Raw genomic sequence first — 14,357 nt, forward strand, 5'->3', positions numbered from 1 at the left:
TCGGTGCGGGCAGCCAGCAGCCCGAGGTGCTCGTCCAGCCGCTGCGCCGAGTCCAGCTGATCGACATCGAAGGCGTGATCCGCAATGCCCGGGATCGGCGGAGTCGACAGGCGGCTGCCGGTGGCCAGTACGAAGCGGTCCCAGGCGATCGTCTCTCGCCCGCCGTCGCCGCGCAGGATGGTGGCCTGCTGCGTGGTCGCGCCGATCGCCTCGACCAGACCGGCCACGTACCGCGCGCCGACCGCCGCGAGCAGGGCAGAAACGTCGGGGTTCATGTTCTCCAGCACGGCTTCATAAAGGCGCGGACGGATCACCATGGTCGGGCTCGGCGAGACGACGACGACTTCCACGTCGTCCTCCCGCCCTGCAAGCGCAATGGCGCGGGTTGCCGACAGGGCGGCCCAGACTCCGGCGAAACCGGTGCCGGCGATCAGGATGGTCTGCTTGCTCATCGATCTTCTCCTCTTGTGCGCCGGACGCGGCTCATCGTCCCGACAAGCGCGAGGTCTGCGAAGGCAGCGCGCAAGTCGGCGCTTTCCCGGTGCGTCCGGCAGGACGCCGAGAAAGGTGTTCAGGAATGCGGGTGAGAAAGGCTCAGATCATGAAGGACCGTCCCGCCGGGGACGGCCGATGCGTGCGGTGCGGGTGGTCTGGCGATCGCCCGCCCAGTCGCGGAAATCGTTGAAGAATGTCTCGGGCGCCTTGCGGCCGAAGCGGCTCGCCACGTCGCCCAGGGTCTGCGCGGCAAGAGCATCGCGCATCGCCTTCTCGGCCTGGAGCATGACAGCGTGGACGGCGCAAGTTCCGGCGGTTGCCCAGCCGGGCGCATCGCCGCCGAACAGGGCGCAGCGGCCGCGCACCTCCTGACAATCGAACAGCGGCTTGTCGCCTTCGATCGCGTCGATGATCTGGAGGAAGGTGATCTCGCCCGCCGGCCGCGCGAGGCGGTAGCCCCCGCGCACGCCTTCGCTGGCGGCGACGATGCCGGCTTTCTCCAGCTTGGGGAAGATCTTCGCCACGAAGCTGGGCGAGATGCCCTGGATCTCGGCGATCTCCCGGCTGCTGAGGGCGCGGCCGTCTTCCACCAGCCAGAGCAGACCGTGGATTCCATATTCGACGCTGGTGGTGATGTGGGCCATGAACGCGGAGTTACTCTGTCTGCGTTAAAGCGTCAAGCATATAACGACGATAAATCTGGTCTGCGTTTATCGTGCAATCATGCGAAAAGGGGCGAGCCTTTCGGCCCGCCCCTTCCGGCAGCGTTTGCGGCGGGGCTTTCGCGTTCAGGCGCGAGCCTTGCCGAAAGCGACGATCTGCAGCAGGCCGCCGGCGATCGCGATGTTCTTGAAGAAGTGGATGAACTGGTTCTGGTCGGCCAGGTTGTTGTGGAAGAACGCGGCGGTGGCGAGGCTGAACAGCGCGATGACGGTGGCGACCGCACGGACCTTGTAGCCCGAGATCAGCAGCGCGCCGCCGACCACTTCGACGAGGATGGCGCCAGCCAGCGCCACGGCGGGGAGCGGGAGGCCGACCGAGGCGATGTAGGCCATCGAACCGGCGGGGTCGGCGATCTTGGACAAGCCGCTGATGATGAAGATGGCGGCGATGAGAACGCGGCCGACGAGCGGCAGCCAGGCTTCGAGGGTGCTGGCGGTGTTGGCGGGAGCGACGGGGGCGGTGTCGATGGTGGTGATGGTCATGGCGGGAACTCCTGGGTGATCGGGGGCAATACGGTGACGACGGGCGTGTCGTCCTGACGCCCCCCAGATGCGCTCGATCAGGGTTCCGAAATAGTGGGATTAAACGCGATCATATGTTCGAATTATGCGAACATATGTTTTCGTGACCGCTCTTCAAATATGTCGTCATGCCCGCGCAGGCGGGGACCCTGCTCGTGTGCTCTCCCGTTGCGCAATGGGGTAGGTCCGCAGATGGGTTCCCGCCTTCGCGGGAATGACAACGAGAGGGTGAGATTGCGCGCGCCGCCCTAAGCGCTCGCCGGGGCCGCCGCGTACAAGGTGATCTGCGTGTGCAGCCCGTCCTCGGAAGACTGGCCCACCCAGACGTCGAACGCGCCCGGCTCCGCCAGCCGCCGGTTGCCGGCGCCGACGAATTCGAGGTCCGTGCGGGACAGGGTGAAGCGCACGGTGCGGCTCTCGCCCGGCTCCAGGGTGACGCGCTCCATCTTCTTGAACTCGCGGATCGGACGGGTGCGGGAGGCGACGCGGTCGCGGGTGTAGAGCTGCACGATCTCGCTGCCGCGCCGCTTGCCACTGTTGGTCAGGCGCGCGGTGATCGAGACGGTGCCGTCCCAGCGCAGGGCGGGGTCGGAAACCTGCAGCTTGTCCAGCGTGAAGCGGGTGTAGCTCAGGCCGTGACCGAAAGGGTAGCGCGCGCTGTTGTCGGTGGTGGCGTAGCGGGCCTTGTACTCGGTGCTGCCGTTGGGGACGGTCGGGCGGCCGGTGGATTTGCGATCGTAGAAGAACGGCTCCTGCCCCGACTCCCAGGGGAAGCTGACCGGCAGCTTGCCCGAGGGATCGACCTTGCCGAACACCACGTCGGCGATCGCATTGCCCGCTTCGGAACCGAGGAACCACGTCGCCAGCACGGCGTTGGCGTTCGCCACCCCGTCATGGATCGCCAGCGCACGGCCGTGACGAAGCAGCACGACGGTCGGCTTCTTCACCGCCGCCACCGCATCGGCGAGCGCCTGCTGCGCGGGCGGGATCTCGATCACGGTGCGCGACTGCGCCTCGCCCGACATGTCCTGCGATTCCCCGAGGGCGAGGATCACCACGTCGGCCGCCTTCGCCGCCTTGACCGCCTCCTCGATCCCGCCGTCGGTGGGGCCGTGAATGGCGCAGCCGGCCACGACGGTCAGCTGGTCCGGATCGACCATCGCGCCGCGCAGCCCGCTGGCCACGTCCACGCCCTTGTCGGCATCGCCGTAGAAAGCCCAAGGGCCGTAGAGGTTCGCCTTGTCATCGCCGAACGGACCGATCAGCGCGATCTTCTGCTTCTTTCCCTTGTCGAGCGGCAGCACCCCGTCGTTCTGCAGCAGCACGATGGAGCGCGCGCCCGCCTCGCGCGCGAGTTCGCGGTGAACGGGCGCGCCGATGCGCGATTTCTCCGCCGCCTCGTCCAGCGAGCGCCAGGGGTTGTCGAACAGGCCCATCGCCATCTTGACGTAGAGGATGCGCCGCACCGCCACGTCCACCGTGCCCATCGGCACCGCACCACTCTTCACGAGGTCAGGCAGATAGCGGATGTAGAGGCCGCTCTGCATCGACATATCGACCCCCGCCAGCACTGCCAGCCGCGCGGCGTCGCGGTCATCCTCGGCATAGCCGTGGGCGACCAGTTCCTCGTCGGCGGTGTAGTCCGAGAAGACGAAGCCGGTGAAACCCATCTCGCCGCGCAGGATATCGGTGAGCAGGGTGCGGTCGGCGGTCGCGGGCACGCCGTTGATCTCGCTGAACGCCGCCATCGTGGTGAGCGCGCCCGCAGCGAAGGCGGAGCCGAAGGGCGGCAGGTGCGTCTCGCGCAGGGTCTCGTCGCTGATGTCGACACTGCCGTATTCCAGCCCGCCCGCCACCGCGCCATAGGCAGCGAAGTGCTTGGGGCAGGCGAGCAACGAGTCGTCGCGCCGCAAGTCGCGCCCCTGGAATCCGCGCACCCGCGCGGCGGAGAGCAGCGCGGTCAGCGTCACGTCTTCTCCGGAGCCCTCGACCACGCGGCCCCAGCGCTGGTCACGCGCGACATCGGCCATCGGCGCGAAAGTCAGGTGCAGGCCCGCCGCCGTCGCCTCCAGCGCCATGGCGCGCGCGGTGCGCTGCGCCAGCACCGGATCGAAGCTGGACGCCTCGGCCAGCGGCACCGGGAAGATCGTCTTGAGCCCGTGGATCACGTCCCCCGCCAGCAGCAGCGGGATACCTAGGCGACTGTCGTTGACCGCGATCTCCTGCGCCTTGCGCGCGCCCGCCACGCCGATACCGTTGAACAGGCAGCCGACGCGGCCCTTGCGGATTTCCTCCGAGAGCTTCTTCACGTCCTGGATGCCGGCCGCCGGGTTGGGCGGGTTGAAGGGGCGGAAGGCGTCGGCAAGGCAGGTCATCTGCCCGGCCTTCTCCTCGATCGTCATCTTCTTGATGAGATCGTCTACCCGCGTCACCTCTTCGGCGGCGAGAGCCCTGAACGAGAAGCCCGATGCGATGGCGCTGGCGATGATACCGGAAAGAACGGTGCGGCGGTCTGGGTTCATGAACTCTTGGCTGTTGGTGCGTCGGCTTGCCCCCGTCAAACCGCGGTAGGGCATTTTGTTGCATTGCGGCAAGGCCCGGGCGCGCGCCATGGCTTCGGATCACCCTGCCCCCGCGCCACCTCGTCGTACGGCGACACCGGGTTGACGCATCGCGCCGCACGATGCACAAGATATGCGAATAATTCGCAATAGCATATCTTGAGGCACGCGCATGTACGACTTCCTCGACCGGCCGGTCACCGAACTCGACAACGACGGCCGGTTCCTGCTCTGGGCCATGCGCGGATGGGCGCATTCGGCATCCAAGGGCAATTGCCCGGCGCAGTCGTTGGCGCGCGCCTTTGCCGGATACAACGCCGCCGCCGTCCTGCCGGACTTTCACATGGCGATGGCGCTCGTCAGCCGCCGGGCATCCGAAAGGATCATGGTCGCGCCGATGGGCTGCCACCGCATCTGCGAACATGAGGCGTTGCTCCTTGCACTTTGGCGCGATGTCGGTATAGGCCGCCGCGAAAACGTGCGCGCGACTCTCGCGCATGTCGTGCCATGCGACACGGTCGCCGCGGTCGCCCAGGCCATGAGCCGCGCAAGCGCCGCGATGACCATCGCCGGCTTCGGCATTGCACTGATAAACCCGCCCGCGTGACCCATTTGATGAACCAAGGACTGACGTTGATGAACGATAGCAAGGCAGAAGCCGCCACCCTGGACAATTCGGCGGCTCCTGCGACCGTTCTGGAACCCACTGGTGCGCTGACCGTGGAAACGGTGCTTTCGGTCCATCACTGGAACGAGCACCTCTTCAGCTTCAAGATCACGCGCCCGGCCTCGTTCCGCTTCCGCTCGGGTGAGTTCATCATGATCGGCCTGCAGGGCGACAACGGCAAGCCGCTGCTGCGCGCCTATTCGATCGCCAGCCCCTCGTGGGCCGAGGAGATCGAGTTCCTCTCGATCAAGGTCGAGGACGGCCCGCTGACCTCGAAGCTGCAGCTGATCCAGCCGGGCGACCAGATCTACCTCGGCCGCAAGCCGGTGGGCACGCTCGTCACCGACGCGCTGACGCCGGGCAAGCGCCTGTTCCTGTTCGGCTCGGGCACCGGCCTCGCGCCGTTCCTCTCGCTGATCCGCGATCCGGACGTCTACGAGATGTTCGAGCAGGTCGTGATCGTCCACTCGGTCCGCCGCGTCGCCGACCTCGCCTTCCGCCAGGAGCTGGAGAGCCAGCTGGCCGGCGACCCGCTGGTCGAGGACCAGGCGCTGGTACAGCTGACCTACGTGCCGACCGTCACGCGGGAAGAATTCCACACCACCGGCCGCATCAACGTGCTGATCGAGAACGGCCGCCTGTTCGAGGGTCTGAAGGGCGAGGCCCGCATGGACCCGGCGACCGACCGCGTGATGCTGTGCGGCTCGATGGCGATGAACAAGGACATCGCCGCGATGCTGGAAGGTCTGGGCTTCGTCGAAGGATCGAACAACAAGCCCGCCGACTTCGTGATCGAGCGCGCGTTCGTCGGCTAAGCGACGACTGCTGTGATGCGAGAGCGGCCTGCCCGAAAGGGCGGGCCGTTTTTGTTCGGGTGCGCGCTGATGGTGCCGATACAGTCCGTCATCCCAGCGAAGGCTGGGACCGCTCTCGTCACGTCGCGGCGTCTCGGCGAGGCTGGGATGAAGATGGTGTTTGAATGACGACTTCGAGTGGGAAGTGGACTCAATCTAATCCGTTCGGCAGCTTGGCTCCACACCAAGGGCAATACGAAATCCCGATGATCGAACTTCCACCGTCATGGATAATTAGCCCGTAACTATCTGCTTGATAGGAATAGTGGATCAAGGAGTCCGGGCAATCAAAACGGTCTTCATGATCGTCGCAATTATTCTCGATATTAGATCGCATCATTTCGCAACAGTGTTTAGCCATACTTATGGATTTCCTATTTCGCGAATCCTCGCAGAGGATGGTTATTTGGCATTCCTTCTTCGTTCGCGAGCCATCCAAGCGCCGATACTAACCACTCTTTGCGAAATTTTGACAACATCGAGAAGTCGTACGACGCGGCCTCATGTCCGTAATGGGGCGGCACCGGAATGCCCCTATTCTGGCTTTCGGGTGGTAAACCGCCTGCGAGCTGGCCCACCCCGTCCGGCTAAGCCCTTCGGGCCAAGCCTCCCGGCCCTCCCGCGAGCGGGAGGGCGAAAGCGGTTTACCCCGCCCGCTTGCGGGAGGGGCAGCGAGACTTGCTGAGCCGAAGGCGAAGTTAGTCGCAGCGGGGTGGGCAAAGCGCAACGTGCGCGCCCTCACGCCTTGACTTCCCCCCGCCATTGCGCTGAAATCCCACCAACGGGCACGCGCGGACGCCCGGTCAGACGGCAACGTCCAAGTCCGCTCCATCAGCCGTACCTGCGGCCTGCGGAGCACTTGCATGACGACCAACACCGCCTCCATCACTATCGCGCCGCCCACCCTTTCGCTGCCTGCGCTGTTCCTCAAGTTCCTGCGGTTCGGCGCGCTGGCCTTCGGCGGGCCGGTGGCGCAGATCGCCATGCTGCGTCAGGCGCTGGTCGAGGACGAGCGCTGGATCGACAAGGGCCGCTTCAATCGCCTGCTCGCGGTCCTGCAGGTGCTGCCGGGGCCGGAGGCGCATGAACTGTGCGTCCATCTCGGCATGATCGCGCGCGGGCGGATCGGCGGATTGCTGGCCGGGCTGGGTTTCATGCTGCCGGGGCTGGTGCTGATGCTGGTCGCGGGATGGGCCTACGTCACCTGGGTCGCCGGAAACCTGACTTTGGCGGGCGCGCTTCTCGGCGTGCAGGTCGCGGTGCTCGCGATCATCCTGCGCGCGGTGGTCCGCATCGGACACCATATCGTCGAGAACGCGCTGCTCGGCGTGATCGCGGCCGCAAGTCTCGTCCTGACCCTGCTGGGGGTGCCGTTCTGGATCCTGCTGGCGGCGGGCGGACTGACCTATGCCGTGTCGCATCGGCCGCTGGTGGCTTGCGCGATCCTTGCGGTCGCCCTCGCGCTGGCGACCGCGATCCACCTGCTTTCCGGCTCTGGTGACAGCCTGCATGCCGTGCAGGGCATTCCCGTCACGACCTTCGCGCTGTTCGTCGCCGGGCTCAAAGGCGGGCTGCTGACTTTCGGCGGGGCCTATACGGCCATTCCCTATGTCCGCTCGGATACGGTCGGGCGGGGCTGGATCGGCGACGGCGCCTTCCTCGACGGGATCGCGCTCGCCGGAGTGCTGCCTGCGCCGCTGGTGATCTTCGTGACTTTCGTGGGCTATGTCACCGGCGGGGTGAGCGGCGCGCTGGCCATCACTGCGGGGATGTTCCTGCCCGCCTTCGCCTTCTCGCTGGTGCTGTTCGAGCGGTTGGAGGCCATCGTCGAGAATCCGGCGCTGCACCGCCTGCTCGAAGGCATAGCCGCCGCCGTGGTGGGGATCATCGCCGCCACCTTCGTGCAGCTTGCCTATGCGACCGGACTGCGCGTGACCGCCCCGCTCGGTGCGCTCGCGATCTTCGCGGTGGCCCTGGCGGTCGTGTGGCGGATCAAGGGGGCCTGGGTGACGCCCGCGCTGGTCGCGGGAGGGGCCTTCGCGGGCTGGGCCTTGTTCACATAAAGGAGCGGCGCTTTCCTACAGGACGGGCGGCGCGGTACGATGCGCCCATACCCCGCCCGATCGCTTCCAGCTGCACAAGGTTACACCGCAAGGCGACACTTTCTCCTCACAAGGTGACACATTGTCCGCAAAATGTGTCACCTTGTGCACCTAAGGTGACACTTTCCGGCCCAAGGTGACACCTTTTCCCTCTGGACCGTGTCAACCGTGTAAACCTGCCCGGAACCTCCCGCCCCCCATGCGTGTTAGCGGATGCAGCATCATGCAGGAGGCAGCACGTGACGCAGGGCCCAGCTACCGACCATCCCGCCGACATCGCGTTTTCCCGCCCCGAGCGGATGATCCATGAACTCGGCGCCGAATATACCGGCGAGGGCACCCATTTCGGCGTCTTCTCCGAAAATGCCGAAGCGATCGAACTGTGCCTGTTTTCCGAGGACGGCACCGAGGAAACCGCCCGCCTCGAACTGCCATCGCGGGAAGGTTCGATCTTCTCGGGCTACCTCCCCGGCGTGAAGCCCGGCCAGCTCTACGGCCTGCGCGCCCACGGCCCTTACGATCCCGCGAGCGGCCACCGCTTCAACCCCAACAAGCTGCTGCTCGACCCTTATGCCCGCGAGGTTTCCGGCGCGATGCAATGGGACGACGCGCTCTGGGGCTACGACCTGACGACGGGCGACGACACCACGTTCGACGCCCGCGATTCCGCCCCGTTCATGGTCAAGAGCGTGGTGCAGGACCCGGACTTCGACTGGGAAGGCGACAAGTCCCTCTCCCGCCCCTGGACCGAGACGGTGATCTACGAGGCCCACGTGCGCGGCCTGACGATGACCCACCCCGACGTCCCCGAAGCCCTGCGCGGCACATACGAGGGCATGGCCAGCGAACCGATCCTCGACCACCTCCGCAAGCTGGGCGTCAGCGCCATCGAGCTGCTGCCCAGCCAGTTCTTTCTCGACGACCGCATGCTACTGGACAAGGGCCTGTCGAACTACTGGGGTTACCAGACGCTCGGCTTCTTCGCGCCGGAACCGCGTTTCCTGCGCGGCGGCGACGTCGCCCCGCGCGCCATCCGCCAGTTCAAGGACATGGTGAAGCGGTTCCACAAGGCGGGGATCGAGGTCATCATGGACGTGGTCTACAACCACACCGCCGAAGGTTCGGAGAAAGGCCCGACGCTCAGCTTCCGCGGCCTCGACAACGCCGCCTACTACATGCTGAGCCCCGAGAACCCGCGCTTCAGCTTCGACAACACCGGCACCGGCAACACACTGGCGGTGGCGCATCCGATGGTCATGCGCATGGTGCTCGATTCGCTGCGCTACTGGGTGCAGGTGATGCACGTCGACGGCTTCCGCTTCGACCTCGCCTCCACATTGGGCCGCGAGGAAGCGGGCTTCGACCGCGAAGGCGGCTTCTTTGACGCGATCCGGCAGGACCCGATCCTTGCCGGCGTCAAGCTGATCGCCGAGCCGTGGGACATCGGCATGGGCGGCTATCAGGTCGGCGGCTTCCCGCACCCGTTCCGCGAATGGAACGACAAGTTCCGCGACGACACCCGCGCGTTCTGGCGCGGCGACGAGGGGCTGGTGGGCGACATCGCTCAGCGCCTGATCGGCTCGCCGGTCCAGTTCAACCACTCGGATCGCGGCGCCACCAGTTCGATCAACTTCCTCGCTGCGCATGACGGCTTCACGCTGATGGACACCGTCTCGTTCAACGACCGCCACAACGAGGCCAACGGCGAAGGCGGCGCGGACGGGCACGACAACAACCTCTCCGACAACATGGGCGCCGAAGGGGCCACCGACGACGAGGCCATCACCGCCGCCCGCGCCCGCCGCCGCCGCGCCATGGTGGCGACGCTGATGGTCAGCCAGGGCGTGCCGATGCTGCTTTCGGGCGACGAGATCGGCAACAGCCAGCACGGCAACAACAACGTCTACTGCCAGGACAACGAACTCGGCTGGCTCGACTGGGAGAGCCGGGACGACGCATTCCTCGACTTCTGCAGCCGTATGATCGCCCTGCGCCGCCAGTACCCGGTGCTCTGCCAGGAGAACTTCCTGATGGGCGAGACCGGCGACAACGAGCGTCTGGAAATCGCCTGGTTCCAGCCGGACGGCCGCGCGATGGACGGCGAACTGTGGGGCCAGCAAGGCCTGCGCGTGCTCGGCATGCTGCTCGACTACTCGACCCGCGAGGTCTTCCTCGACGGCGGGCGCCCGCTGTTCACCGTAGTCAACGCGGGCGATGGCCTCGACTTCACGCTGCCAGAGGGCGAGTGGGTGCGCCTGCTCGACACCGCGCGCGACGATCCCTTCACCGAGGAGCCGGTCGACCGCGAGGCCGCCGCGATCTCGCCCGGCAGCCTCTGCCTATTCCGCCCCGCGTGATGGCAACGCACTGGGGCGCCCAGCCTCTGGGCGACGGTCGCTGGCGCTTCGGCCTCTGGGCGCCGGACGCGGAGGAGGCCCGGCTGGAAGTGGGCGGCATGGCAATGCCCGCGCAGTCTGCCGGGCAGGGCTGGTGGCTGTTCGAGGGCGAGGCCGCCGCCGGAGACGCCTATCGCTGGGTCATCGAGGGCACGCCCTACCCCGACCCCGCCGCGCGGGCGCAGATCGGCGACGTGCACGGCCCCTCGATGCTGGTCGATCCGGCGACCTACCACTGGCGACACGAATGGCCGGGACGCCCTTGGCATGAGGCGATAGTCTACGAACTCCACCTCGGCACCTTCACCGAGGAAGGCACCTTCGCCGCCGCAATCACCGAACTGCCGCGCCTCGCCGACCTCGGCGTGACGATGATCGAGATCATGCCCGTCGCCCAGTTCGAGGGCGACCGGGGCTGGGGCTACGACGGCGTCCTCCCCTTCGCCCCGCACCCCGCCTACGGCACGCCGGACGAGATGCGCGCGCTGGTCGATGCGGCTCACAGCCACGGCATCGCCGTGATGCTGGACGTGGTCTACAACCACTTCGGGCCTTCCGGTAACTACCTCGGCGCGTGGTGCCCCTCATTCTTCCACCCTGAGCGTGCCTCACCGTGGGGTGCAGGAATCGCCTTCGAGGCCCCGGCCGTGCGCGAATACTTCATCGCCAACGCCCTGCACTGGCTGGACGAATACCGCCTCGACGGCCTGCGCCTCGACGCGGTGCACGCCATCGAGGACCATTCCGAAACCCATTTCCTCGACGAACTGGCCGCGCGCATCCGCTCCCGCGATTTCGGCCGCCCGATCCACCTCGTCACCGAGGACGAACGCAACCTCGCCCGCTACTTCACCGTCGATGCGCCCTACGACGGCACTTGGAACGACGACTGGCACCATGCCGTCCACTGCCTGCTGACCGGGGAGGAAGAAAGCTACTACGCCCCCTTCGCGGTGGACCCGGTCGCCGACATCGCCACAGCACTCGCCGATGGCTACGTCGAACAGGGCCAGCCTCGCGAGAATGGCGAGGACACCCCGCGCGGCGAACCCTCGACGCACCTGCCGCGCACCGCCTTCGTCAATTTCCTCGGCAATCACGATCAGGTCGGCAACCGCGCACGCGGCGAGCGGCTGCACCACCTCGCCACCGACCGCCATGCCTACCGCGTGATGACCGCGCTCACCCTGCTGACGCCCTTCACGCCGATGCTGTTCATGGGCGACGAGTTCCTCACCGATGCGCCTTTCCAGTTTTTCGTCGATTTCAAGGGCGACCTCGCCGACGCCGTCCGCAAGGGCCGGGCGCAGGAATTCGCCCGCTTCAGCAGCTTCGGCGGCGAGGTTCCCGACCCGGTGGCGCCCGAGACGTTCATGGCGTCCAGCATCGGCCGTCCCGTCCGGGCCGACCAGCAGGAGCATGAAGCCTTCGTGCGCGAATTGCTCGACCTGCGCCGGACGCATGTGACGCCCCTGCTCGCCCGGAACCCGCAGCCGATCGCCGCCGTTCGGCAGGAGGGCTCCGGCATCGGGGCGCAATGGTCCTTCGCGCCGGGAACGCTGCGGCTGCGGGCCGAACTGGGCGGCTCCACCACCCCATTCGAGTCCCTCTCCGGCCCGATCCTGCTGCTTGCCGATGCGTCGAGCCCTTTCGCGCTGTCGATGACCGTTTCACCGGAGTGATGCCGATGCCGCAAGCGATACCCTTCGTCGCCACCTACCGGCTCCAGCTACGGAACTGCGTGGACCTCGACAAGGCGCGCGAACTGCTGCCGTGGCTGGGGACGCTGGGCATCAGCCACCTCTACCTGTCCCCGCCCTTCCACGCCGCTGCAGGCTCGACCCACGGCTACGACGTGATCGATCCCACCCGCATCGACCCGGCGCTGGGCGGGGAGGAAGCCTTCGAGCGTCTGAGCCAGGCGGCGACGCTCGCCGGGATCGGCATCGTGATCGACATCGTGCCGAACCACATGGGCTTCACTCCCGAAAACCCGTGGCTGGCGGACGTGCTGCGCCATGGCCGCGACAGCGCGCACGCCGGCATCTTCGACATCGACTGGGAAGCCGGGCCGCTGCACTTTCCGGTCCTCGACGGAACCATCGAAGACCTGCTGCCAGCCGATCAGGTCGCTCTGGCGGGAGATGGCGATGACCCACGCCTGCGTGTCTACGAACGCGAATATCCACTGCGCCCGACCGACCTTTCCCGCCATCTCTGCGGCGCAGCGCGCTCGCTGGACGCGCCGACTCTCCGCGCCCTGCTGGCTGAGCAGCACTGGTCGCTGGGAGACTGGCGGACAAGCGCGGACAGTATCGTCCACCGCCGCTTCTTCAACATCACCGACCTCATCGGCGTCCTTCAGGAAGACCCCGAGGTCTTCGCGCTGACTCACCGCTGGATCATCGATCAGGTCGATGCAGGCCATATCCAGGGCCTGCGCGTCGATCACATCGACGGACTGGCACGGCCCGGCGGCTACCTTCAGCGCCTGCGCGATGCAGTGGGCGACACCCCGATATGGGTCGAAAAGATCGTCAAGGCCGGTGAAGAACTGCCTACTGCCTGGCCGGTTGAAGGCATGAGCGGCTACGAATTCATCACCCCGCTTACCCGCCTTCTGACGTCTCCCGAAGGCCTGGCGGCGGTGCGCGAAACGTCGACCGATGCCGTCCCGCGTGACTACGGACAGGAAGTCCGCAAGGTCCGCCAGGAATTGCTGGAGGAGGTCTTCACGCCCGAACTTAGCCGCGTGACGGGTGCCGCGCTGGCAGCACTCGCACTCGGCGAGCAGACTCGGCCACAGATAACGGAAGCGATCTGCCGGCTGGCGACGATCTGGCCGGTATACCGCTCCTACGCGGCCGATCTGGCCTCGTTTACCCCCCAGATCGCGGAGGCCATCGGCCCAGCGGCGGAGGACCCCATGGCCGCGAGCCTGATCGATCTGCTGCGCGCGCCCGACGATATGCTGGCACGCAAATTTGCCGCCCGCTTCGAACAGTTGACCGGTGCGTTGACCGCGAAGTCCGAGGAAGACACCGTGTTCTTCCGCAGCGTGGCCTTTCTGCCGCTATGCGAAGTGGGTGCCGAACCCGAACTCGATACCATCGACGCTGCCGGCTTCGCCGCCGCCATGGCCAGGCGTGCCGACCTGACACCCCTCGCGCTGGATGCGGTGTCCACCCACGACACCAAGCGCTCGGCAGATGCGCGCGCCGTCCTCATCGCGCTGGGCTATTTCCCGGACCTTGTGCGAGGGCTCTATGCCGATGCACGGCGCCGCGCGCAGGAAGCGGGGGTTCCGGAACAATGGGCGCTCTATGCCCTGCAGACGGCCCTGATGCTGCGCGCCGAACCTGATGCGGCGGAACGTATCGACGCGCACATCGCGAAGGCGATGCGGGAAGGCAAGGACATGTCGCGGCACGAGGCACCCGACGAGGCGGCGGAGGCTGCCGTCGCAGAGCTGTGCCGCACGCTCCATCGCGAACTGGCGGCCGGCGCCTTGCTGCCAGCCCATTTGCGCGGCGAGTTCGAAGCCGCGATCGAAACCGTCGTGCTGGCACAGACCGCCTTGCAACTGACCGCGCCCGGCATTCCCGACGTCTACCAGGGCAGCGAGATATTGGCGATCGGGCTGACCGACCCGGACAATCGCCGTCCGATCGACTGGAACGCAATGGCATCGGGCAAGGTGCCTCCCCTGTCCGCGCGCAAGCTGGAGCTTACCCGCGTCCTGCTAGACCGGCGGCGTGAACGGCCCGATCTGTTCGCACGCGGAACTTATGCACTGCGCGCTGACGAAGACAGCTGGATCGTCGAGCGCGCATGGCAGGGTGAAGCCTTTTCCCTGCGCATTCCGATGCCGCGCCTTCGTTCGATGCACTGCCTGAAGGAAGTCCCAGCCACCGGCTAGGGCCGCGCGCCCATCCGTTGACAACGCCCCGTACCGCGACTAGCGAATATTGCGAGTGCGTCGCAATAACATCGTTACGTCAACGATTAGGGGGTTCCGTGAAAATTCGCATGGCGGCA

At 66.6% G+C, this 14,357-nt stretch carries 11 protein-coding genes (1 of these 11 cut by a window edge); 6 read left to right on the plus strand and 5 right to left on the minus strand.

From position 1 onward, the window contains the following. The 4 genes from BES08_RS21730 to BES08_RS21745 all read right to left on the minus strand — a co-directional run. Window positions 1-452, minus strand: the start of a protein-coding gene (locus tag BES08_RS21730; protein ID WP_008829860.1) for an NAD(P)/FAD-dependent oxidoreductase. It extends 757 nt beyond the left edge of the window; only the first 452 of its 1,209 coding nucleotides appear in the window; the start codon lies at window positions 450-452; the stop codon falls past the left edge of the window. A gap of 147 nt (window positions 453-599) precedes the next feature. Continuing rightward, window positions 600-1,139 (minus strand): RrF2 family transcriptional regulator, encoded by a 540-nt coding sequence (locus tag BES08_RS21735; RefSeq protein ID WP_008829861.1) that lies wholly within the window; start codon window positions 1,137-1,139, stop codon window positions 600-602. 144 nt (window positions 1,140-1,283) lie between these two features. Continuing rightward, window positions 1,284-1,700 (minus strand): DoxX family protein, encoded by a 417-nt coding sequence (locus BES08_RS21740; RefSeq protein WP_008829862.1) that lies wholly within the window; start codon window positions 1,698-1,700, stop codon window positions 1,284-1,286. Between the two features lie 287 nt (window positions 1,701-1,987). After that, entirely contained in the window at window positions 1,988-4,261 is a 2,274-nt protein-coding gene (locus tag BES08_RS21745) for a glycoside hydrolase family 3 N-terminal domain-containing protein (protein ID WP_008829863.1), read from the minus strand. Window positions 4,262-4,472: 211 nt separating this feature from the next. On the opposite strand from BES08_RS21745, the gene BES08_RS21750 reads away from it, so the two are divergent. Both BES08_RS21750 and BES08_RS21755 read left to right on the plus strand, forming a co-directional pair. Continuing rightward, window positions 4,473-4,907: a hypothetical protein gene (locus BES08_RS21750; protein WP_036527129.1), complete on the plus strand. Its 435-nt coding sequence runs from the start codon at window positions 4,473-4,475 to the stop codon at window positions 4,905-4,907. A gap of 29 nt (window positions 4,908-4,936) precedes the next feature. After that, window positions 4,937-5,782, plus strand: coding sequence for a ferredoxin--NADP reductase (locus BES08_RS21755; protein ID WP_008829865.1), 846 nt, complete (start codon window positions 4,937-4,939; stop codon window positions 5,780-5,782). 190 nt (window positions 5,783-5,972) lie between these two features. Here the strand turns inward: BES08_RS21755 and BES08_RS34760 are convergent, their stop codons facing one another. After that, the gene (locus tag BES08_RS34760) at window positions 5,973-6,182 is read right to left on the minus strand and encodes a DUF6980 family protein (protein WP_081799083.1); all 210 of its coding nucleotides are present in this window, start codon (window positions 6,180-6,182) and stop codon (window positions 5,973-5,975) included. Window positions 6,183-6,684: 502 nt separating this feature from the next. On the opposite strand from BES08_RS34760, the gene chrA reads away from it, so the two are divergent. The 4 genes from chrA to treY all read left to right on the plus strand — a co-directional run bounded on the left by chrA (window position 6,685) and on the right by treY (window position 14,238). Continuing rightward, complete coding sequence (chrA, locus tag BES08_RS21760; RefSeq protein ID WP_036527127.1) at window positions 6,685-7,884, plus strand: chromate efflux transporter; 1,200 nt, start codon at window positions 6,685-6,687, stop codon at window positions 7,882-7,884. Between the two features lie 338 nt (window positions 7,885-8,222). Then, window positions 8,223-10,280 carry a glycogen debranching protein GlgX gene (glgX, locus tag BES08_RS21765; RefSeq protein WP_036527124.1) on the plus strand — a complete coding sequence of 686 codons (2,058 nt, stop codon included), beginning with the start codon at window positions 8,223-8,225 and terminating at the stop codon, window positions 10,278-10,280. Further along, window positions 10,280-12,001, plus strand: a complete 1,722-nt coding sequence (gene treZ, locus BES08_RS21770; protein ID WP_036527122.1) for a malto-oligosyltrehalose trehalohydrolase — start codon at window positions 10,280-10,282, stop codon at window positions 11,999-12,001. Before glgX ends, treZ begins: the two co-directional genes overlap by 1 nt. Window positions 12,002-12,006: 5 nt before the next feature. Then, window positions 12,007-14,238 carry a malto-oligosyltrehalose synthase gene (treY, locus tag BES08_RS21775; protein WP_051586951.1) on the plus strand — a complete coding sequence of 744 codons (2,232 nt, stop codon included), beginning with the start codon at window positions 12,007-12,009 and terminating at the stop codon, window positions 14,236-14,238. Window positions 14,239-14,357: the final 119 nt, after the last annotated feature.

Origin of the sequence: Novosphingobium resinovorum (assembly GCF_001742225.1) — a bacterium.
Taxonomy (GTDB): Bacteria; Pseudomonadota; Alphaproteobacteria; order Sphingomonadales; family Sphingomonadaceae; genus Novosphingobium; species Novosphingobium resinovorum_A.